A 20,984-nucleotide genomic window follows, 5' to 3' on the forward strand; every position below is an offset into this window, starting at 1 on the left:
TGTGCCAACCAAGGTTGGCACCTACGCGTGCTGAGTTGCTGGTTGGCACCTACCCGTGCTGAGTTGCTGTGCCAACCCGGGTTGGTACCTGTCAGAGCGTGAGCCGCAGCATGCAGACGCCCCGGGGATGATCTCCCCGGGGCGTCTGCATGCTGCAGCGGTCAGAAGCGTGCGGTGAAGTTCAACCGCGTGGTGCGCCCCGGGCCGGGCATCAGGCTCATCGCCAGCGTGTCCATGTAGTAGGTGTTGCGCAGGTTGCTGACCACCAGTTCCACCTCGGCCTTCTGGGTGAACTGCCAGCGCGCATAGAAGTCGTAGATCGCGGTCGGCAGGTAGATGTTCTGCAGGCCTGTCGAGCCGGTGGTGTTCCAGGGCTTGTCCAGTTCATGGGTCGGGCCGCTGTTGTAGGTGCGGCGGATGCCGGTATCCAGCCGCTTGTCGAACAGGCGGAAGCCCAGCGTGCTGTGGATCGAGTACTTCGGTGGATTCTGTGCGTTGACGAATGAGGTACCGAAGCCGCCATCCACGCAATCCGGCGTGGTGTCCAGCTTGCTCCACTTCGCATAGGGGTCTTCGCGCAGGCGCTTGGCGGTGGCCGCGTCGCAGGTGCGCGCGCGCTGGTAGTAGCTGGCCGACAGGTCCAGGTAGGCGATGCCGGCGTCATAGCCGGACTGCAGCTCGTAGCCGGATACCGTGTAGTTGTCCACGTTGTCGACATAGAACGCCCAGTTGCTGGAGTCGAAGCGACGGGTGATCGCGTTGTCGATATCGTTCTTGAACCAGGCCACCTTGAACGCCAGGCGGTCGCCATCGCGCCACAGGTCCTGCTTGAGCAGGCTGAAGCCGATGTCCCAGGAACGGTTCTTCTCCGGCTTCAGGTCGGCCACCGGTGCCGAGGTGCTGTTGCCCAGCGTCGATTCGAACAGACTGGGCATCTTCCAGCCCTGCGCGTACTTCACGTAGAAGAACATGTCCTGATCGAGGTTGAAGCGGGCCTCTGCGTACGGCGCGAAGCCGTGGCCGGAACGGCGGATCGCCGGCTTGTAGCCCCATGCGGTGGGAATCTGCTTGGTGTAGAAACCGTTGGCGCCGCGCGGGTCGGGAATGAAGCCATCGAAGTCGTAGCTCTGGCCCAGCGTGCTGCCGCCGTAGGGCGTAGCGCGCAGCGAGTCATACGTGTAGTTGCCCTGTGCATCCGGGTACCACTCCTTGTACCAGCCCGGCAGCAGCTGGCCCCCCTTGCTCAGGCGCGCGAAGGTATAGCGCAGGTCGCGCGATTCGCTGACGAAGGCCACGCGGTTGCGGTCGCGGGTGCGGTAGTCGATGAAGCGGCCGCCTGCGGTCAGCGACAGCCAGTCCCACGGCTGCCATTGCAGCGAGGCGACAACGCTGGCTTCGCGCCGCGTGCCGGAGCGCAGGTAGCGGTTGTTGTTGTAGTCCACAGGCAGCACCGGCGAGTTCGGTGCGGTGTCCTCATGCTGGAACGCAGCGCCGTAGCGCAGCGTCCAGTCGCCCAGGCTGTTGCTGAAGCGGGTGGTGTTGCTGCTGTCCACGCCCCAGCGCCGGGTCTTCACGTCCGACTGCAGGCCCGGGCCATAGGTTTCCCCCAGCGTGTCAGGCATCTGGTCGTTGGGCACGTCCTTGAACAGCGGCGTGTTGGCGATGTTGCTGTTGAACATGCGGCTGGTGGCGGTGGTGAACCACAGCGTGCTGCTCAGGTCCAGCCACGGGTGTGCCTCGGGCCGGTAGCGGTGGCGCAGCGAGGTGGCGTTGAGCCGCATTTTCCCGGGCTCGAACTGGAACATGGTGTTGGCCTTGTCCACGTAGGTCACCCATTCGTTGGACTCACCGACACGGCCGATCGCCGAGGGCATGATCTCGCCGAAGCTGGAGTTGAAGTAGCGGTGGCTCAGCTCCAGGCGCTGGTCGGGGTTGGGCGTCCAGGTGAATTTCAGCAGCGCCGATTCGTTGTCGGTATGCGTGTTCAGCACCTCATCGCCGGGGTGGTACATGTCCGAGACCGCCTGGCTGGACATGCCAGTACCGCCGCTGGACAGGTGCTGGTCGTCGTACCGGTGCGCGCCGTTGCTGCCAGCGAAGTAGTTGCCCTGGCGGCGACGCGCGTAAGCGGCCACCAGCTGCCAGTCCTCGCCGCGCTGGGCGAAGGCCACGCTGCCGTTCCAGTCGCGCGGGTCACGCAGGCTGTTGCGGTTGTCGCTGCCGCGCGCGATCTGCTTGAAGGTACGGGTGCGGTCGATGCTGTTGTCGGCCACGCCACCGCGCACGCGCAGTCCCCAGGCCTCGCCCTCGTCGAGGATGTCATCGACGTTCAGCGTCTCCATGTAGATCACGCCGCCGATCGCGCTGGCGGCGTTGGCGGCCAGGCTCGGCCCCTTCTCGATGCTGATCGCGCTGATCAGGTCCGGGTCGAGGTAGCTGCGCTGCTGCACACCGGCATAGCCGCGGTACACGTCGATGGCCTGCTGGCCGCCGTCGATGATCACCGGCACCCGGTTCTGGCCCTGCAGGCCGCGGATGTTCACGTCCAGCGCACCACCATTGCGCACGTCTCCGGTGTGCACGCCGACTGCGCCGGCCAGCACATCGCCGATCGACTGGCCGCGGAAGCGTTCCAGCTGCTGGTGGTCCAGATGCACGCGCGAGCCGCTGTCGCGGTATACGGCATCGGCATCGGCCAAGCCCCACGGCGAAGCACCTTCGCTGGCCTGGCCAGCTACGCGCAGGGTGCCGATCTGGCGCACACCAGCATCGGTGGCGGGGGCGGCCTGCAGCACCACGCCGCTGGCATCACGCTGGAACGACAGGCCGGTGCCGGCCAGCAGCTGCGCCAGCGCGGCCTCGGTGTTGAGCGAGGCCTGCACGCCGCTGCTGTGGCGGCCGCGGGTCAGGCGCGCATCGGTGGCGATGGACAGGCCGGACTGCTGGCCGAACGTGGTCAAGGCCTGGTCGAGCGGTCCGGCCGGGATCTGCCAGCGAACGGCAGCGGCGGCATCCTGTGCGTGGGCGGCCGCCGGCAACAGGCACGGCGTGAGCAGGGCCAGGCACAGCGCGATGGCAAGCGGGCGAGGGGAAGGGCAGGGTCGTTTCATGGGGGTGGCAACATCCGCAAGGGGTTCCCTTGTAGTGCCCGCCGAGCGCGCAGAAAGGGAACCGCGATTTCAACGCGGACGCACAACGGTCCACCACGGCCAACGCTGCTCGATGTGGATCGGCAGGGCGCGCGCCAGCAGTTTCAGGGCCTGCAGGCTGTCCAGGCGCGGCAATACCGCGGTGACATTCAATGCGGACAGTGCCGGATCACAGCCCAGATAGCCCTGATGGTGACGGGCCAGTTCGTCGATCACCCGGATCAACGGCGTGTCCTGCACCTGCAGGCGTCCGTCCTGCCAGTCGCCGCGCAGAGGATCGGCAGCGACCGTTGTGTGTCCCCCCATCGGTCCGATCTGCAGCGCACTTCCCGCAGGAACATCCAGCGCCGCACCGAACATCGGCAGGCACCGCACCACACCCTCGAACACGTCCAACCGGCCGTCCTGCGCTTCGCGGCCGACCGCGAAGCGGGTGCCGATCGGCTGCAGGCGCGCCCCGGGCACATGCACGGTCAGGGGCAGGCCGACGAATGCAGGGTGGTGGCCGGTCTGCAGCAGCAGTTCGCCGCGCAGCAGATGCAGGGCGCGGTGGCCGTTGCCGATGTCGACGGTCACTTCGCTGCCGGCGTTGAGCCACAACTGGCTGCCATCGGCCAACGTCCAATGACCGGTACGCCCGGCAGCTGTGCGGTGCGTCTGCAGGCGGCGCTGCGCCTGAAGCCCATGCAGGCCGAGCAGGGAGACCGCGCCGATGCCGAGGGCGCCACCGATGCCGCGCAGCGCCCGCCGCCGGCGAAGGCGCGCAGCATCAAGTGCAGTTGCGGCTGCCGGAGCCGACAGCGGGGCGAACGATTGCCAGACCGCCTCGACCCGTCGCCAGGCGTCGGCGTGACCAGCATCGGCCTGCAGCCAGGCGTGCCAGCGTTGCTGGTCGCCGTCGCTCCAGCCCTGTTGGCGCAGCGCGAACCATTCGGCAGCCTGTTCCAGCGCCGGGCCGGCCAATGCCGCGCTCATGCCGCCGCGTCGCCGGACAGGCGCAGGCAATGCAGCATCGCCTGCCCCATGTACTTCTTCACCATGCGCTCGGACACGCCCAGCTGCACGCCGATCTCTGCATAGCCCAGGCCGGACAGCCGCGCCAGCAGGAACGCGCGCCGTGGCCGCTCGGCGAGGCCGGACAGCATGTCGGCGATGGCATGCAGCAACTGCAATGCCTGGGTGCGCTCCTCTGCCGAGGGATGCACCGGCTCCGGTTGGGCGGCCAGCGCGGTCAGGTAGGCGCGTTCCAGGTCCGCGCGCTGCCAGTGGTTGACCAGCAGGGCGTGCGCGATGGTGCTGAGATAGGCGCGCGGCAAGCGCAGTTCTGATGGATCGACACGACGGCTGAGCAGGCGCAGGAAGGTGTCCTGGGTCAGGTCGGCGGCGCAGTCGGCGTTGTGCGTGCGGCGGCGCAACCAGCCGAGCAGCCAGCCATGGTGTTCGCGGTAGAACCCCGCCAGCGCAGTGCTGGAGGCGGCGGGCACGGCCATCGGCATTGATCATTAATGAGAATGATTCCCATTATAGGGTGATCGAGCGGCGCGCGACAAACGTTGCGCGGGGCGCAGCGGGGGAGGTCGCCGGATTTGCGATGCCCGACGTGCTCGCCGACACTGCGGTTTTCCACAGGGAGTGCCCGCATGTTCAGCCACATCACCGTTGGAACGAACGACATGGACGCCGCGCATCGCTTCTACGATGCACTGTTCGGTGCGTTGGGCGCACGTCCGGGCGTCTTCGATGACAAGGGCCGTCTGGTGTATTTCAAGGATGGCCGTATGTTCATCGTCACCGCGCCGATCGACGGTCAGCCGGCATGCCACGCCAACGGCGGCACCATCGGCTTCACCCTCGACAGTGCTGAGGCCGTGCGTGGCTGGCAGGACGCCGGCGTGGCCCATGGCGGCACCGCCATCGAAGACCCGGCCGGCATCCGCAGCATGGCCGGGCGCCAGCTGTTCCTGGCCTACCTGCGCGACCCGGATGGCAACAAGCTGTGCGCGGTGCATGTGATGTCGTAATTGGACAGTACGCGCGTGGCCGCGTCGCAGGCAGTGCGCGCGGCTGTGCTCGCAGGCGTCTGCCGGCGCGCGCGTGATAACACGTAATGGTGGATCGGGCCTGTGACCGCTGGCCACAACTTCATGCTCTGTCCACTGCGGTTCAGCCACAATCGGTCGGCTAACCCTTTGATCTACCGGAGAACGCCGCCCCATGGATGTACTGGAGCCGCAACAATCCCCGGTGCGCACCCTTCGGCCTGTGTTCGCCTTCGCGGCGATCGTTGTCGTGGCGTTCGCGCTGTTCGTCAGCCTGTTCCCGCTGGGCGCAGGCCGCCTGCTGCTGAAGGCGCAGGACTGGGCCGCACTCAACGTCGGCTGGTACTACCTGCTGGCCATGACCCTGTACCTGGTGTTCGTGGTCGGCGTGGCGCTGTCCAAGTACGGTGGCATCAAGCTCGGTGCCGACCATGACGAACCGGAGTTCAGTTACCTCTCCTGGGCCGGCATGCTGTTCGCTGCAGGCATCAGCATCACCCTGTTCTTCTTCTGCGTTTCCGAGCCGCTGACCCACTACCTGCAGCCGCCGCAGGGCGATCCGGCGGCGGGCGAGGCCGGCGCGCGCCAGGCCATGCAGTTGCTGTTCCTGCATTGGGGACTGCATGGCTGGGGTGTGTTCGCGCTGGCGGCGATGGCGATGGCCTACTTCGCCTACCGCCACAACCTGCCGCTGGCACTGCGCTCGGCGCTGTACCCGCTGATCGGCAAGCGCATCAATGGCCCGATCGGTTATACCGTGGACGCGCTGGGCATCGTCGCCACCGTGTTCGGCATCGGCGCCGACATGGGCTTCGGCGTGCTGCACCTCAATGCCGGGTTGGCGCACCTGTTCAACATCCCGCATTCCAACCTGGTGCAGATCATGCTGGTGGTGGCGATGATGGGCGCGGCGGTGGCCGTGGCCGTCTCCGGCGTGGAGAAAGGCGTGCGCTGGATGGCCAACATCAACATGCTGCTGGCGATCGCGCTGGTGCTGTTCATGCTGTTTGCCGGGCCGACGCAGTACCTGTTCAGCACCTTGATGCAGAACCTGGGCGACTACCTCGGTAGCGTGGTCGGCAAGAGTTTCGATGTGTATGCCTACGGCGGCCGACCGGAATGGCTGGGCGGCTGGACGGTGTTCTACTGGGCCTGGTGGATCGGCTGGGCGCCCTTTGTCGGGCTGTTCATCGCGCGCATCTCGCGCGGCCGCACCATCCGCGAATTCGTGTTCGGCGTGCTGCTGATTCCGCTGGGCTTCACCCTGGCCTGGCTGTCGATCTTCGGCAACAGCGCGCTGGACCAGGTGCTGCACCACGGCCAGCAACAGTTGGCGCAGCTGGCGGTGGATGATCCACCGACCGTGCTGTATGCGCTGCTGGACGGCTACCCCTGGAGCCGCGCGGTGATCACGGTGACAGTGCTGGTCAGCTTCATCTTCTTCGTGACCTCGGCCGACTCGGGGGCGGTGGTGTTGTCCACGCTGTCCTCGCATGGCGGCGCACCCGAGGATGATGGTCCGCGTTGGCTGCGGGTGTTCTGGGGCACGGTGATCGCGGTGCTGACCGCGGGCCTGTTGCTGGCCGGCAGTATCGACGCACTGAAATCGGCGGTGGTGCTGGCGTCGTTGCCGTTCTCGGCGATCCTGTTGTTGATGATGTGGGGGCTGACCCGCGCCTTCAGTGACGAATCGCACCGCAAGCGCGCGCTGCAGTACCGGCCATCGCCGCTGATCGGCGACGATCGCCACCACCAGGGCTGGCGCCAGCGCCTGAGCCAGGCGATGCATTTCCCGGTGCGCGACCAGGTCTACCGCTTCATGGATGACACGGTGAAGCCGGCGATGGAAGCGGTGGCCGAGCAGCTGCGCGGGCAGGGCTGGGACGTGGCCACGCGCTTCGAGGCGGGCGACATGGAGTTGACGGTCAACCATGGCGAGCAGCAGGACTTCCTGTACCGGGTGATCCTGAGCGGTTACCTGACCCCGTCGTTCGCCGCACAGCAGCTGCGCAACCAGCGCTACTACCGCGCCGAGGTGCACCTGTTCGAAGGCAGCCAGGACTACGACCTGGTGGGCTACAGCCGCAAGCAGATCATCAACGACATCATCAGCCAGTACGAACGGCACCTGCAGTTCCTGCACCTGAGCCGGTGATGCGGTGGGTGCGGACCGTTGGTCCGCACCCCCTGTAGAGCCGAGCCCGCGCTCGGCTCCTCGGTGTCGGAAGAGCAGCCGAGCATGGCTCGGCTCTACAGTGGCAATCAGAACCTGTAACGAGCGCCCAGCGAGACGAACTGTCCGCGCAGGTTGTACTGGCTGATGTCGAAACCGTTGGAGCCACCGGCGGGGTCGAACGGCGGGTCCTTGTCGGTCAGGTTCAGCACCGACAGCGACAGCGTGGTGTTGGGAATACCTTCGTACGCTACGTACAGGTCCAGCTGGTGATACGGCTTGATGCGGTCGCGCAGGCCCGGGTTGCTGGTTGCCGTCGCCACACGCTGGTCGTAGCCACTCACGTACTGCAGGCTCAGCGTACTGCTCCAGTCGCCCACCGCCCAGTTCAACGAGGTGGTGCCGCGGGTACGCGGCAGCGCGCCGTGGCGGTTGTTGCCGGCGCCGTCATACGGTGCCTGCCCAGCCACCAGCGGCTGCTTGAAGCTGAGCAGGTGGGTCCAGCTGCCGGCCACGGTGAAGTTGCCCCAGCCCACGGTGCGGAAGGTGCGGTTGGCGTCCAGGTCCAGGCCCGAGGTGGTCAGTTCGCCCTGGTTGGCGTACTGGTTGGTGATGAACTGGATGCGTCCCTGCGCATCACGTTGCACGCGACCGGGGAACAGCGTCGGGTTGTCGACGATGAACTGCGCGCTGTCCGGCTTGACCAGGTTGTCCTGCTCGATGCGGTACCAGTCCAGGCCGATGCTGGTATCACCATCCGGCGACCACACTGCACCCACGTTGAAGTTGCGCGAGCGCTCCGCCTTCAGATCCGGGTTGCCGGTGCGGATGTTGGTCACGCCACGGCTGCCGCCCGGTTGCAGCGGATCCAGCGGATCGATCACCGAGCCGTAGCTGACGGTCTGGCCCGGCGCGATCTCCGGCAGCGAGGGTGCCCGGAAGCCGCGGGAGAACGAGCCGCGCAGCAGCAGGCTGTCCAGCGGCTGCCAGCGCAGCGCCACCTTCGGCGAGAACGCCTTGCCGAAGTCATCGTAGTGATCGCCGCGGCCGGCCACCTGCAGCTCCAACGTGCGGTGCAGTGGCACGCTCAGTTCGGCATAGGCGGCACTGACCTGGCGCTCGCCGTTGACCACGTTGATGGCCGGGCGCAGTTCGGTGCCCGACAGCACCTGCGCGCTGGTGCGCGCATCCAGCGATTCCTTGCGGAACTCGGCACCCCAGGCGAAGCCGACCGTACCGGCGGGCATCTCCCACAGCGAGGTCGAGGCCTTCACGTTCAACGCGTGCAGCTTGTACCAGCCCGGACGCTTGGTCTGCAGGCGCAGTGCATCCAGCGCGCCCGGCGTGCTGGACGGGTTGAGGAAGTTGTAGCTGCCCTCGCGCAGGATCTGCTCGAACGCATAGCGATTGACGAAGTTGTCGACGTACTCGCGCTGTGCACTCTGCGAGGTCAGTGCCGCCACTTCCCAGTCCCAGCGTTCGCCGCTGCCGCGCACGCCCGCCAGGGCACGGTAGAACACCTGCGTGTTGTCCTTCAGGCGCGGGCCGAGGTCGAAGAAGGTGTACTCGAACGGCAGTGGCGTGCTGCCCGGGTTGTTGGGATGGCCGACCGGCAGCACCGCCGGCACGTCGATGAGCGTGCCGGTAGCCGGGTTGTAGGCACGCAGGCCGGGGCCAACGGTCAGCGGCGCACTGAAGATCTGGTCGGCCTTGTTGTGGCTGTACAGCACGTCGGCGAACGCTTCGACACTGTCATTGAAGCGGTAGGTCGCACTCAACGACGCCTGCAGGCGCTCGGCGCCGGGCTGCAGGGTCTTGAACGGCTGCGCGTTGAAGGCGCAGGCCTGGCCGGGCAGGGTGCTGCCGAAATCGCTGTAGGGACGCAGCTGACTGCCATCCGGGCAGTTGGCGAACGGTTGCGGCGCGCGCGGGTTGGACAGCCAATTGCCACCGGCGGTGGACCAGCCGGCCAGGCGTCCGCCGGGCTTGTCGCGGAAATCGCCGCTGCGGGTATAGGCGCGCTGGTCGGCGTCGAGGCGATCACGCTTGAGCAGGTCCAGCCCGAACAGCACGTTCCAGCCCTGCTGCTCCAGGTCGCCGAAGCCGGCCAGCAGGTTGGCCTTGCGTTCGTCCAGGCCGCCCTGGGTGGCGGTACCGAAGCCGCCGCCCACTTCCACGCCCTGGAAGTTCTTGCGCAGGATGATGTTGATGACACCGGCGATGGCGTCGGAGCCATACACCGCCGAGGCGCCGTCCTTCAGCACTTCGATGCGTTCCACCGCGCTGATCGGCAGCGCGTTGAGGTCGACGAAGGTGTCCTGGGTATTGAGCGCGAAGCCGAAGTTGGACACGCGGTAGCCGTTGACCAGCACCAGTGTGTTCTTCGGCGACAGGCCACGCAGGCCGATCGAGGCCGAGCCGGCGGCGAAGCTACCGGTGTACTGCTCGTCGAAGCTGTTGCCGGCATTGGCCGACAGGTTGCGCAGCACGTCGGTGAGGGTGGAGCGGCCGGTCTGCTCGATCTGTTCGCGGCTGACGATCTGCACCGGGTTGGGCCCGGCGGTATCGCTGCGCTTGATGTTGGAACCGGTCACCAGCACGGTGCCGAGGGTGGTGCTGTCCTTGCCGGTGTCGGCGGATTCAGCGGCGCCGGCAGCGCCGCCGGTGAGGCCCAGCGCAATGGCGCCAGCAAGCAGGTTCAGGGTGGTGCGGTACATGGAAGCGACAACGCCGAACGGGGGAGGAGCCGTCAGTACCGCATGCAGGTACATGCACGTTCCAATGACGAAAGCGCATTCAGTTATGCATCACAGGTTCTTAACGAACCGGCTCGGTGGGTGCGGACCGTTGGTGCGCACGCCCCTGTAGAGCCGAGCCTACGCTCGGCTCCACACACTGGCCGGAAAGCAGCCGAGCATGGCTCGGCTCTACAGAACGCAATGTCAGACGATCACGGCCGCAGCAGCACCTTGCCGTTACGACCCGAACCCGCACCGGCCTTCGCTGCCTGGGCGATGTCGTCCAGTGCGAAGATCTGCTCCACCGGCAGCGTCAGCTCGCCGCCAGCCGCACGCTTCAGCAGTTCGCCAACCAGCCGGCGCTTGTCCTCCACCGCCATCGCCTGGCTGACCTTGCTGCCCCAGAAGCCCTTCACCGTCGCTTCCTTGTAGATCAGGCCGCCGGCCGGGATGCGCATCGGTTCGCCGCTCATCACGCCGAACGACACCAGCGTGCCGTTGTGGCCGAGCAGGTCGACCAGGTCACCGCTGGCGTCGCCGCCGATGGAATCCACGGCGGCCGCCGCCTGTGCTTCGCCGGTCGCTTCACGAACGCGATCCTTCCAGCCGTCCACCGAGGTGTCGAACACATGATCGATACCCAGGGCCTGCAACTGTGCGGCGGCATCCGCATTGCGCACCAGGTTGGCTACATGCACGCCACGCGCCCGCGCCAGCATCGCCAGCGACTTGCCCACCGCGCCGTTGGCGGTGTTCTGCACGATCCACTGGCCCGCCTCGACGTGCAGGAACTCCAGCAGCATCAGCGCGCTCAGCGGCATGGCGATCAGCTGCGCGGCCATTTCGTCGGGGATCGCCTCCGGCATCGGAATCACCATGCGTGCCGGCGCGATGAAGGCCTCGGCCCAGGTACCGTGTACCGAGGCCGCGGCGACGCGCTGGCCGATCTGCAGGCCGTCGACACCATCGCCGAGTGCATCGACCACGCCCAGCGCTTCACTGCCACCGATCGCCGGCAGGGTCGGCTTGTAGCCGTAGAGGCCGCGCACGGTCAGCAGATCGTGGTTGTGGATCGAGGCCAGCACGGTGCGGATGCGCACCTCGCCGGGGCCGGGCTCAGGCAGCGGCGCATCGGCAATGGCAAGGACGTCGGCCGGGTTGCCGAAGGAGGGGTACTGGGCAGCGCGCATGGGCGGTGTTCCGGGGAAAGTGGATGTTGTACCGAACTGGGGACGCAGGCGTTGTCGACAAGGCGCCGCAGCTGCAACACGGCATCCTGCGACTGATCGTCGCGACATGTGCTGATTACCGCATCTTGTGTTGACGGTTCGGGATATCCCCACTATGTTGTGGCCGTCACTCCCGGTCAGCCGCCGCCGCCGGACATGCAGCAAGCGTCCCGCGGCCCGCCCCTGAAGGCTTGCCGTGTCGACGCGGCCGCCATCGTGCGGACGCAGGTCGCCCCCACGGCCCGGATACCGGCCGCAGGCGCAGGCAGATGCCGACGACCTACGTTCCCGTGCCCTGGCAATCCACCCGTTCGCCCCGTGCGCCGGTATCGCGTTCAGGGCCGCCATGGCATCGACCGCCAAAGCGCGTGCGAGCCTGGAGTTTCACCACCATGACCGACAGTACCTTCCGCGTGGCCGATCTGGCCGGCGCCGGCGACGCCTTGCGCGCCGGTGGCGAGCGCGTGCCGACCTGGATCACCAAGGAGGCCGGCAACCGCCGCCTGCCGTTCGAGGCCGAGCGCCTGCAGCGCAGCATCGACGCCGTGCATGCCGAGTTCCCGCAGCTGGACGTGAGCGACTATCGCCGCGTGGTGCAGGCGATGGTCGAGCGCAAACCGAGCATCAGCGCCGACGACCTGGTCGATCTGCTGATCCGTGAGGCCGAATCGCGGGTGGACCTGGTTGCACCCGAGTGGGAACAGTTTGCCGCGCGCATCTACCTGCGCCGCCTGTACAAGCGCGCCAGCCGCAACCGCTTCTACGACGTCGGCCTGAAGTACGGTTCGTATGTGGGCCTGCAGGAAAGCCTGGCTGACCGCGGCATCTACAGCAACGACATCCTGCGCTGCTATTCGAAGGAAGAGCTGCAGCAGGCCGGCGAGATGATCGACCCGGAGCGCGACCGCCTGTTCGCCTACAACGGCCTGTACCTGCTGGCCACGCGCTATCTGGCCAGCGACCGCAGCCGCGAGGTCTACGAACTGCCGCAGGAGCGCTGGCTGACCATCGCGCTGTACCTGATGCAGGAGGAAAAGCCGCGCGAGCGGCGCATGCAGCTGGTCGGCGAGGCGTACTGGGCGCTGTCCAACCTGTACATGACCGTCGCCACACCGACCCTGGCCAATGCCGGCAAGGTGGGTGGGCAGCTGTCCAGCTGCTTCATCGACACGGTGGACGACAGCCTGCAGGGCATCTATGACTCCAACACCGATATCGCCCGCGTGTCCAAGCACGGTGGCGGCGTCGGCGCCTACCTGGGCTATGTGCGCAGCAGCGGCGCGCCGATCCGGGGCGTGGCCAATTCCTCCGGCGGCGTGGTGCCGTGGATCAAGCAGCTCAACAACACCGCGGTGTCGGTTGACCAGCTTGGCCAGCGCAAGGGCGCGGTGGCGGTGTACCTGGACATCTGGCACCGCGACATCGAAGCCTTCATGGACCTGCGCCTCAACAACGGCGACCAGCGCTTGCGCGCGCACGATGTGTTCACTTCGGTGTGCGTGCCCGACCTGTTCATGGAAGCGGTCGAGCGCCGCGCCGACTGGTACCTGTTCGACCCGCACGAGGTGAAGCAGGCCAAGGGCTGGTACCTGCAGGACTTCTACGATGAGACGCGCGGTGCGGGCAGCTTCCGCGACCGCTATGCCGAACTGGTGGCCGACGAGCGCATCAGCCGCCGCACGGTGAAGGCGATCGATCTGTTCAAGCGGATCATGCTCAGCCAGTTGGAGACCGGCAATCCGTTCCTGTTCTACCGCGACGAGGTCAACCGCCGGAACCCGAACAAGCACGCGGGCATGATCTATTCCAGCAACCTGTGCACCGAGATCCTGCAGAACATGAGCCCGACGCGGATGATCCAGGAGATCGTCAGCGGCGACCAGATCGTCACCACGCGCCGCGCCGGTGACTTCGTGGTCTGCAACCTGTCCTCGATCAACCTCGGCCGGGCAATCAGTGCGCCGGATGACCTGCTGGCCACCGACGTACTGGAGCGCCTGATCCCGATCCAGGTGCGCATGCTCGACAACGTGATTGACCTCAACGCGCTGCCGGTGCCGCAGGCCACCATCACCAACCGCAAGTACCGCGCCATCGGCCTGGGCACGTTCGGTTGGCACCACCTGCTGGCGCAGCAGGCGATCCAGTGGGAATCACCGGATGCCGAAGAATTGGCCGACCGTCTCTACGAACGCATCAACTTCCTGACCATCCAGGCCAGCGCGCAGCTGGCGAAGGAGAAGGGCAGCTACCCGATGTTCGCTGGCAGCGACTGGCACAACGGGCGTTACTTCCGTGACCGCGACTACAGCGGCGCCGCGTGGGACAGCCTGGCCCGCGAGGTCGCCACGCACGGCCTGCGTAACGGCTGGCTGCTGGCCGTCGCGCCGAACATGAGCACCGCGCAGATTGCCGGTTCCACCGCGTCGATCGATCCGATCTACAGCGCGTTCTACTACGAGGAAAAGAAGGACTTCCGGCGGCCGGTGGCGGCTCCGGGCCTGTCGCTGGAAACCTGGCCGTACTACGAGAAGGGTGCCTACAAGGTCGACCAGTTCGCCAGCGTGCGCCAGAACGCCCGCCGCCAGCGCCATGTCGACCAGTCGATCAGCTTCAACCTGTATGTGCCGAGCACGATCCGCGCGAGCACCCTGCTGGAGCTGCACCTGAGCGCCTGGCGCGAAGGCCTGAAGACCACCTACTACGTGCGCTCCAACGACATCGACATCAGCGAATGCGAATGGTGCGCCAGCTGACCATCCACGGTAGCGCCGGGCCACGCCCGGCGAGCGCATCGCGCGGCCGTCGCACATTCCGCCGGGCATGGCCCGGCGCTACCCCCTGCAGGTAACACCATGGCAACCCCCCTCGACCGCATCAAGATCCTCGAACCGCGCCATCCCAACCGCAGCACCGGCATCATCAACGGCCGCACCAGCGGCATCCTCAACTGGAACGACATCCCTTACCCGTCGTTCTACCGGGCCTACAAGGAGCTGTCGACCAACTTCTGGATTCCCGACGAGGTCGACATGAAGCTGGACGCCCGCCAGTACGGCGAGCTCAACGCACGCGAAAAGAACGCCTACGACTCGATCATCGGCCTGCTGGCCACGCTCGACTCACCGCAGACCCGTTTCATCTACAACGTGGCCGAGTACATCACCGACCCGGCCGCGCATGCCAATGCGGCGATTATCGGCCAGCAGGAAGTGATCCATAACGAGAGCTACAGCTACGTACTGGCCTCGATCACCGACCTGCCGAACCAGAACCGCATCTTCGAGATCGCCCGCACCCACCCGACCATCATCAAGCGCAATGCCCCGATCATGGGCGCGTATGACGACTTCATGCGCGAGAAGACCGCCGAGACCCTGCTCAAGTCGCTGATCCAGTCCTCGATCCTGGAAGGCATCAACTTCTATTCCGGTTTCGCCTACTTCTACAACATGGTGCGGCAGAACCGCATGAACGGCACCGGCAAGATCATCAGCTTCATCAATCGCGACGAGCTGGCCCATACCAAGTTCATCAGCGAGCTGATCCGCGCCATCATCGGTGAAAACCCCGAGCTGCAGACCAATGAGTTGACCGCCTACGTGCACCAGTCATTCGAACATGCCATCGAGCTTGAGACGCAGTGGTCGTCGGAGGTGCTGGATGGCATCGATGGCATCGACGTGGACGAGATGGTGCGTTACGTGAAGTACCGCGCCAACAAGATGGCCGGCATGCTCGGCATCGAGCGCCTGTACAGCGACACCACCGACAACGTGATGCCGTGGATCAAGGCCTACGCCGACAACTTCACCGAGACCAAGACCGACTTCTTCGAGATGCGCAATGCAAGTTACAAGAAGACCAACGTCGACAACGGCTTCGACGATCTCTGAGCCTGGCGCCGCGCTGAGCATCCTGATGGTGGTCGCCTCCTTGAGCGGCAACACCCGCGAACTCGGCCGGCAGATCGCCGAGCGCTGCCGTGCCGTGGGGCATGCCGTGCACTGGTACGAGGCCGACGACCTGCGGCAGGCGCCGCCGCTGGCTGCCGGCGAGGCCGATCTGGTGCTGCTGGGCTGCTGGACCGACAACGCCGGCCGCACGCCGGCGGAGATGAAGGCATGGGTGGCCGGCATCGCCGAGCGCGGCGAGCGGCCACGGCAGCTGGCGGTGTTCGGCACCGGTGAAACGCAGTGGGGGCAGGAGTACTACTGCGGCGCCGTGCACCGGCTGATCCGCTATTTCCGCAGCGACTATCCGCCGCTGGAGATCGAACAGATGCCGCATGGCGAGCGTCATGCCGAAGCCATCGACGCCTGGACCGATGCGGTCCTGGCCCACTACTGGAGAAACAGCGATGCAGATCATCGACGCCACCACGCCTGAGCAGTTCCAGCAGCTGCTGGCCGAGCACCCGCGGGTGCTGGTGGATTTCCATAAGGACCAGTGCCCCGGGTGCCGGATGCTGGAGATGTCGCTGCATCGGGTGGCCAACAGCGTAGCGGGGCAGGGCACGACCCTGCTGCGCGTGCAGTTGGAAGTGCTGGGTGAGGCGTTCTTCAGGGAGCTGGGACTGCGGCAGACCCCGACGTTGTCCCTGTTCCGTGACGGTGATGAGCGCACGCGCCTGGCAGGGTTCCAGTCACCGCAGCAGATCGAGGCCGCGATCGCGTTGCATTTGTAGAGCCGAGCCCATGCTCGGCTGCCGTTCGCGCGGTGAGCGATGAGTCGAGCATGGCCCGACTCTACAAGGGCATCCACGCATGGCGTGGATCTACCGGGGCAGGGTCCGTGGTTCGGCGTCAGGCTCCGCTGAAGGTATCCACCAGCAGCTTCACGTTCAACACCACGATCACCAGCGCGATCACCCAGGCAATCGCGCCCAGCCAGCGTGGTGCCACCAGCGCGCCCATCGTCACTTTGTCGGTCACGATCCGCACCAGGGGAATGATCGCGAACGGCAGCTGCATCGACAGCACCACCTGGCTCAGCACCAGCAGCTTCACCGCGCCCTGGTCGCCGAACAGCATGATCACCACCACCACCGGAATGATCGCCAGTGCGCGCGTGATCAGCCGACGCAGCCACGGCGGCAGGCGCAGGTGCAGGAAGCCTTCCATCACGATCTGGCCGGCCAGCGTGGCGGTCACTGTCGAATTCAGGCCCGAGGCCAGCAGGGCAATTGCAAACAGTGTCGCCGCCGCGCCCACGCCCAGCATCGGCGCCAGCAGCTGGTGCGCCTGCTCGATGTCTTCCACATCGAAACGGCCATTGGCATGGAACACCGCCGCCGCCAGGATCAGGATGCTGGCGTTGATGAACAGTGCCAGCGTCAGCGCGAGGGTGCTGTCGGTCACCGCCCAGCGCAGCGCGCTGCGACGGCCCTCGTCGGTGCGCGGATAGGCGCGGGTCTGCACGATGGAAGAATGCAGGTACAGGTTATGCGGCATAACCGTGGCACCAATGATGCCGATGGCGATGTACAGCGCGTGCGGATCAGTCACTACCTGCGCGCGCGGAATGAATCCGCCCAGCACGTCCATCACCGGCGGTGCGGCCAGCGCGATCTGCACCATGAAGCAGCCGAAGATCACCATCAGCAGCGCGATCACGAACGCTTCCAGCGCCCGGAAGCCGCGGTTCATCAGCAGCAGGACCAGCAGCGTGTCCAGCGCAGTGATCACCGCACCCCACAGCAGCGGCAGGTCGAACAGCAGCTTCAATGCGATCGCGGTGCCGATCACCTCGGCCAGGTCGCAGGCGATGATCGCTGCCTCGCACAGCGCCCACAGCGCCAGGTTCACCGGCTTCGGGTACCGCGCGCGGCAGGCTTGCGCCAGGTCCATGCCGGTGGCGATGCCCAGCCGTGCCGACAGCGCCTGCAGGATCACCGCCATCAGGTTGGAGATGAGGATGACCGACAGCAGCAGGTAGCCGAAGCGCGAACCGCCGGCGAGGTCGGTGGCCCAGTTGCCTGGGTCCATGTAGCCGACCGAGATCATGTAGCCCGGGCCGAGGAAGGCCAGCAGGCGGAACCACCAATGGCCCTTGTCGGGAACGGCGACCGAGGCGTTGAGCGCGCCCAGGCTGGCCGGGATGGAGGCCGAAGGGTCGTGGGGCGCCAGGGTGTTCATGGGTCCGAATATAGCTCCTGCTATAGTCATTAGCAATGTGAAACAATCGTCTTTATCGCGTTACTGGTCCAGAATTCAGTTTCAAACCCGGAGTAGACCGGAAGGACAGGCGCAGGCGTGGGCAAGACCGACGATTCGACATCGCTGAAAAGCACCCCCTTGATCGAGGCTGAGCGCCAGGTCGAGAGCTTCCGGCAAGTGCGCGAAGCGCACCGGATGGAGCTGGTGGAGGACTATGTCGAGCTGATCTCGGACCTGCTGGCCGACGGCGGCGAGGCCCGCCAGGTCGACATCGCCACCCGCCTGGGCGTGGCCCAGCCCACCGTGGCGAAGATGCTGCGGCGCCTGGCCCGCGATGGCTGGGTGGTGCAGCGGCCGTACCGCGGCGTGTTCCTGACCCCGGAAGGCGAGGCGCTGGCCCATGCCAGCCGCCAGCGGCACCAGACCGTGGAGCGTTTCCTGCTGGCGCTGGGCGTGGACCCTGATACGGCACGGCGTGATGCGGAGGGTATCGAGCACCATGTGAGCGAGCAGACGCTGGCGCTGTTCGAGGCGTTCGTGCGCAAGGCCGAGGGCGAGGCGCCGTAACGGTAGCGCCGGGCCATGCCCGGCGGCCGTTCGCGCGATCCCGGTTTTTGTAGAGCCGAGCCATGCTCGGCTGCCGTTTGCACGGTGATGGAATGCGTCGAGCATGGCTCGACGCTACAGGTCAGGCGGGCAGCGGGCCTGTTCCTGCGCGCACGCCCGTTTCGTCCATTCCTTCAACACCGGCTGCAGGCCTTGGTAACGCCGGCCTTGCCAGCCATTGGTCAGCACCGTGCCGTCGGCATCGATCAGTACCAGATTCGGCGGTGCCAGCCCGGCCAATGTCTGCAGGGCCGGCATGCGCGCAGCGCGGCGCGGGTCAAGCACCGGCCACGGCATGTCCTGCGCGTGCATGTAGCGGCGCAGCGCGCTCTCGCTCTCATCCTGGCTGACGTACACCACTTCGGTATCGGCGCCGGCTTGGCGCAGGGCATCACGCACGCTGCGCAGCGTGGGTACGAAGGCATGGCACGGTGCACACCAGTCGGCACCGAAGTACAGCGCCACCAGTTTCGGCGGCTGTGTCCATTGCATCGGTCGCAGCGAGCGCTGTTCCGGCCGCATCAGCGAGGCCGAGACCTGCGCGTGCAGGTCCGCAGCCATCGCCGGTGCGGCCAGCAGCACGGCACAGGCCAGCAACAACGCTCGCAGAGCTTCAGAACACATAGCGCAGGTTGACGTACCACGAACGCGCGAAGCGCGGCCCGTAGACATAGTCGCTGTCACGCAGCGCGCCCACTTCCAGATCTTTCTGGCGCTGATCGAACACGTTCTTGACACCCGCGGCCACCGACACTTCCTGCTGCGCCTGCGCGCCCAGATGGCGGTGCCAGCGAGCACCAAGATCGGTGACCAGGAAGGAACGCGTACGGTGCAGCTCGCCCAACCGGTTGTTCAGCACCGACATCGGCCCGGTATGGCGCAGCGCGACGAAGGTTTCCCACGGCTCGGCGGGCATCCAGCTGAGCTGCGCCAGGCCGGTCCAGCGCGGGGTCTTCAGGTAGTCGCGGCTTTCGATGATGGTGTCGCCACCGTCGCCGGTGTCGTCGAAGATGCGCTGCGGTTCGCGGAAGCGCGAGCGGTACCACGAGGCACCGGCGGTCAGGCGCCACTGCGGCGACGGCTGCCAGCCGAGGTTGGTTTCCGCCCCCAGCACGTTGGAGCCGGAGGCGTTGTAGCGCAGCTGGCTCAGTTGTCCGTCATCGCCGCGCTGGATCTCGCCCAGCGCGAAGGTGTCGCGGATGCGTGCATAGGAGGCGGTAGCATCCCAGCTCCACACTGGATTGGCCGGGTCCGAGCGCCAGTCGAAGCCGAACAGGGTGGTCAACGCGCGCTCTTCCTTCAGGCCATCGGTGTTGCGTACGCGCACCTGCTCGCCACCCAGCGTATCGACGTGCACGTCCTCGACGAAGATCTCCGGTGCACGGAAGCCGGTGGCGACGCCGGCGCGCCACTTCAGGTTCGGGGTGGCCTGCCAGGCCAGGGCGATGCGCGGCGAGAACACCGCGCTGTCCAGCTCCGAGCTCTTGTCCACGCGTGCGCCCAGTACCAGGTCGACGTTGTCACGCAGGCTCCATTCGTCCTGGATGAAGGCGCCCAGGTTGTGGAAGGTTGCATCTTCCAGCACCGCCAGGCGCTGCCCGTCACCGGTGCGGTTGTCGTCGCGCAGCGCCTCGTGCTTGTACTGCACGCCGAAGGCCAGCGCGTGCGCGCCCAGCCGCCAGTTCAACTGGCTGTCGATGTAGTGCAGCGGGTTGTGGGTGCGGCCGTATTGGCGCCACGAACGCGAGGCCGCGCTGCCGGCCACGTTGGGATCCAGCTGCGACGGGTCATGGCCGGGGGCAGACGGATCGGTAACCACGTCGCCAAGACCGCCGTAGAAACTGTCGCGGTCGATGTCGGCGAAGGCGTAGGCCAGGCGGAAATCGGCGTCGGCATTGATTTCCTGATCCCACGACACGCTGCCGCGCCGGTATTTCGTATCCAGCGATTCGGCGATGTTGGTTAGGTATTCGGGCTGATCCAGTCGATTGCCGCCACGCCGGGTTTCATCGGTCACCTGCAGGTCCAGGCGCAGCCGCGTGCCTGGCGTGGGCGCGTACCAGGCCTGCAGCCCGCCGACCTTGAGGTTCTTGCGGGTGATCTCGGTGTAGCCGTCACCGTTGTAGTCGATGCCGCTGTTCCAGTTGCGCTGGGCAATCACTGAAAGCCCGGCGTCGGCATCTTTCGCCACCAGGTCCAGGCGCACGTCGGCATTCTTCTGCGGTGTGCCCTTCAGGACATCCACGCCGGCCTGCACATGGCCACCGCTGCGCGCCGGCAGCGGCGGAATCAGGTTGATCACACCGGCCACCGCACCCGGGCCGTACAGCGCCGAGCCGCCGCCCTTGACCACTTCGATGCGGTCGACGAACCCGGCCGGGATCTGTTCCAGGCCATAGACGCTGCCCAGCGTGGACAACAGCGGGATGCCATCGAACAACAGCTGGTTGTAGGCACCGGGCAGGCCCAGCAGCTGCACTTCGCTGGTGTTGCAGTTCTGGCAGTTGCTTTCCACGCGCAGGCCGTTGATCAGCTCGGCGGCGCGCGAGAAGTCGGTGGCCGCGCGCAGCGCGATGTCTTCCTTGCGCAGCACTTCGGTGCGGATCGGGACATCGGATAGCAGGCGTTCGCTGCGGGTGGCGGTGCTGACCTTGACCTGCACGCGGTCCAGCTCGGTCGGCTTCGAGGTGGCGGCCAGTGCAGGCAGCGGCAGGGTCAGGGCAATGGCGGCGGCCAGGGGCAGCCGATGGAAGAGGGGCGTGGCAACGGGCATGAGGGCGTCGTCCTTGGGAGAAGAAAGGCGGCGAGGGCGACCTGGCTGACGCATATGAAAGCAGCGGCTTATGAATATAGCAAGTGCTATATAACGAAGCCGAGGCAATTGCGATTGGG

At 66.4% G+C, this 20,984-nt stretch carries 15 protein-coding genes; 7 read left to right on the plus strand and 8 right to left on the minus strand.

What is annotated here, in order from left to right; translation table 11 throughout:
• Window positions 1-161: 161 nt before the first annotated feature.
• The 3 genes from ACTJJM_RS00190 to ACTJJM_RS00200 all read right to left on the minus strand — a co-directional run bounded on the left by ACTJJM_RS00190 (window position 162) and on the right by ACTJJM_RS00200 (window position 4,639).
• A complete protein-coding gene (locus ACTJJM_RS00190) occupies window positions 162-3,110 on the minus strand; it encodes a TonB-dependent receptor domain-containing protein (protein ID WP_440865029.1) in 2,949 nt (982 codons plus the stop codon).
• Between the two features lie 69 nt (window positions 3,111-3,179).
• On the minus strand, window positions 3,180-4,124 hold the full coding sequence (locus ACTJJM_RS00195) for a FecR family protein (protein WP_241874899.1): 945 nt from the start codon (window positions 4,122-4,124) through the stop codon (window positions 3,180-3,182).
• Entirely contained in the window at window positions 4,121-4,639 is a 519-nt protein-coding gene (locus ACTJJM_RS00200) for a sigma-70 family RNA polymerase sigma factor (RefSeq protein ID WP_109815114.1), read from the minus strand. Before ACTJJM_RS00200 ends, ACTJJM_RS00195 begins: the two co-directional genes overlap by 4 nt.
• Before the next feature lie 150 nt (window positions 4,640-4,789).
• Here ACTJJM_RS00200 and ACTJJM_RS00205 point away from each other — a divergent pair, with 150 nt between their 5' ends.
• Window positions 4,790-5,170, plus strand: coding sequence for a VOC family protein (locus tag ACTJJM_RS00205; protein ID WP_010485179.1), 381 nt, complete (start codon window positions 4,790-4,792; stop codon window positions 5,168-5,170).
• A 193-nt stretch (window positions 5,171-5,363) separates the two neighbouring features.
• The gene (betT, locus tag ACTJJM_RS00210) at window positions 5,364-7,343 is read left to right on the plus strand and encodes a choline BCCT transporter BetT (RefSeq protein WP_010485181.1); all 1,980 of its coding nucleotides are present in this window, start codon (window positions 5,364-5,366) and stop codon (window positions 7,341-7,343) included.
• 107 nt (window positions 7,344-7,450) lie between these two features.
• Here the strand turns inward: betT and ACTJJM_RS00215 are convergent, their stop codons facing one another.
• Complete coding sequence (locus ACTJJM_RS00215; RefSeq protein WP_241874029.1) at window positions 7,451-10,132, minus strand: TonB-dependent receptor; 2,682 nt, start codon at window positions 10,130-10,132, stop codon at window positions 7,451-7,453.
• 179 nt (window positions 10,133-10,311) lie between these two features.
• Entirely contained in the window at window positions 10,312-11,289 is a 978-nt protein-coding gene (locus tag ACTJJM_RS00220) for a zinc-binding dehydrogenase (protein WP_197602001.1), read from the minus strand.
• A 431-nt stretch (window positions 11,290-11,720) separates the two neighbouring features.
• Between ACTJJM_RS00220 and ACTJJM_RS00225 the strand changes: the two genes are divergently transcribed.
• From ACTJJM_RS00225 to ACTJJM_RS00240, 4 genes are all read left to right on the plus strand, one after another.
• The gene (locus ACTJJM_RS00225; protein ID WP_440865030.1) at window positions 11,721-14,084 is read left to right on the plus strand and encodes a ribonucleoside-diphosphate reductase subunit alpha; all 2,364 of its coding nucleotides are present in this window, start codon (window positions 11,721-11,723) and stop codon (window positions 14,082-14,084) included.
• A gap of 99 nt (window positions 14,085-14,183) precedes the next feature.
• Window positions 14,184-15,224, plus strand: coding sequence for a ribonucleotide-diphosphate reductase subunit beta (locus ACTJJM_RS00230; RefSeq protein WP_024957408.1), 1,041 nt, complete (start codon window positions 14,184-14,186; stop codon window positions 15,222-15,224).
• 25 nt (window positions 15,225-15,249) lie between these two features.
• Window positions 15,250-15,717 carry a flavodoxin gene (locus ACTJJM_RS00235; protein ID WP_100050636.1) on the plus strand — a complete coding sequence of 156 codons (468 nt, stop codon included), beginning with the start codon at window positions 15,250-15,252 and terminating at the stop codon, window positions 15,715-15,717.
• Entirely contained in the window at window positions 15,689-16,015 is a 327-nt protein-coding gene (locus ACTJJM_RS00240) for a thioredoxin family protein (RefSeq protein ID WP_005409967.1), read from the plus strand. The genes ACTJJM_RS00235 and ACTJJM_RS00240 overlap by 29 nt, the downstream gene beginning before the upstream one ends.
• 118 nt (window positions 16,016-16,133) lie before the next feature.
• Here ACTJJM_RS00240 and ACTJJM_RS00245 read toward each other — a convergent pair whose 3' ends face one another.
• Window positions 16,134-17,465 carry an Nramp family divalent metal transporter gene (locus ACTJJM_RS00245; protein WP_241874896.1) on the minus strand — a complete coding sequence of 444 codons (1,332 nt, stop codon included), beginning with the start codon at window positions 17,463-17,465 and terminating at the stop codon, window positions 16,134-16,136.
• A gap of 117 nt (window positions 17,466-17,582) precedes the next feature.
• Between ACTJJM_RS00245 and mntR the strand changes: the two genes are divergently transcribed.
• Complete coding sequence (gene mntR, locus ACTJJM_RS00250; protein ID WP_006372477.1) at window positions 17,583-18,053, plus strand: manganese-binding transcriptional regulator MntR; 471 nt, start codon at window positions 17,583-17,585, stop codon at window positions 18,051-18,053.
• Between the two features lie 114 nt (window positions 18,054-18,167).
• Here mntR and ACTJJM_RS00255 read toward each other — a convergent pair whose 3' ends face one another.
• Both ACTJJM_RS00255 and ACTJJM_RS00260 read right to left on the minus strand, forming a co-directional pair.
• Window positions 18,168-18,716 carry a thioredoxin-like domain-containing protein gene (locus ACTJJM_RS00255; RefSeq protein ID WP_440865031.1) on the minus strand — a complete coding sequence of 183 codons (549 nt, stop codon included), beginning with the start codon at window positions 18,714-18,716 and terminating at the stop codon, window positions 18,168-18,170.
• Window positions 18,706-20,865, minus strand: a complete 2,160-nt coding sequence (locus ACTJJM_RS00260; protein ID WP_440865032.1) for a TonB-dependent receptor plug domain-containing protein — start codon at window positions 20,863-20,865, stop codon at window positions 18,706-18,708. The genes ACTJJM_RS00255 and ACTJJM_RS00260 overlap by 11 nt, the downstream gene beginning before the upstream one ends.
• Window positions 20,866-20,984 lie beyond the last annotated feature (119 nt).

The sequence above is a fragment of the Stenotrophomonas sp. 22692 genome, assembly GCF_052045015.1.
Lineage (GTDB): Bacteria > Pseudomonadota > Gammaproteobacteria > Xanthomonadales > Xanthomonadaceae > Stenotrophomonas > Stenotrophomonas geniculata.

Excerpts from the sequence above, each read along its gene's own strand:
- ACTJJM_RS00190 (WP_440865029.1), bottom strand. The coding sequence starts at position 3,110 with ATGAAACGACCCTGCCCTTCCCCTCGCCCGCTTGCCATCGCGCTGTGC.
- ACTJJM_RS00195 (WP_241874899.1), bottom strand. The coding sequence starts at position 4,124 with ATGAGCGCGGCATTGGCCGGCCCGGCGCTGGAACAGGCTGCCGAATGG.
- ACTJJM_RS00200 (WP_109815114.1), bottom strand. The coding sequence starts at position 4,639 with ATGGCCGTGCCCGCCGCCTCCAGCACTGCGCTGGCGGGGTTCTACCGC.
- ACTJJM_RS00205 (WP_010485179.1), top strand. The coding sequence starts at position 4,790 with ATGTTCAGCCACATCACCGTTGGAACGAACGACATGGACGCCGCGCAT.
- betT (WP_010485181.1), top strand. The coding sequence starts at position 5,364 with ATGGATGTACTGGAGCCGCAACAATCCCCGGTGCGCACCCTTCGGCCT.
- ACTJJM_RS00215 (WP_241874029.1), bottom strand. The coding sequence starts at position 10,132 with ATGTACCTGCATGCGGTACTGACGGCTCCTCCCCCGTTCGGCGTTGTC.
- ACTJJM_RS00220 (WP_197602001.1), bottom strand. The coding sequence starts at position 11,289 with ATGCGCGCTGCCCAGTACCCCTCCTTCGGCAACCCGGCCGACGTCCTT.
- ACTJJM_RS00225 (WP_440865030.1), top strand. The coding sequence starts at position 11,721 with ATGACCGACAGTACCTTCCGCGTGGCCGATCTGGCCGGCGCCGGCGAC.
- ACTJJM_RS00230 (WP_024957408.1), top strand. The coding sequence starts at position 14,184 with ATGGCAACCCCCCTCGACCGCATCAAGATCCTCGAACCGCGCCATCCC.
- ACTJJM_RS00235 (WP_100050636.1), top strand. The coding sequence starts at position 15,250 with ATGGTGGTCGCCTCCTTGAGCGGCAACACCCGCGAACTCGGCCGGCAG.
- ACTJJM_RS00240 (WP_005409967.1), top strand. The coding sequence starts at position 15,689 with ATGCAGATCATCGACGCCACCACGCCTGAGCAGTTCCAGCAGCTGCTG.
- ACTJJM_RS00245 (WP_241874896.1), bottom strand. The coding sequence starts at position 17,465 with ATGAACACCCTGGCGCCCCACGACCCTTCGGCCTCCATCCCGGCCAGC.
- ACTJJM_RS00255 (WP_440865031.1), bottom strand. The coding sequence starts at position 18,716 with ATGTGTTCTGAAGCTCTGCGAGCGTTGTTGCTGGCCTGTGCCGTGCTG.
- ACTJJM_RS00260 (WP_440865032.1), bottom strand. The coding sequence starts at position 20,865 with ATGCCCGTTGCCACGCCCCTCTTCCATCGGCTGCCCCTGGCCGCCGCC.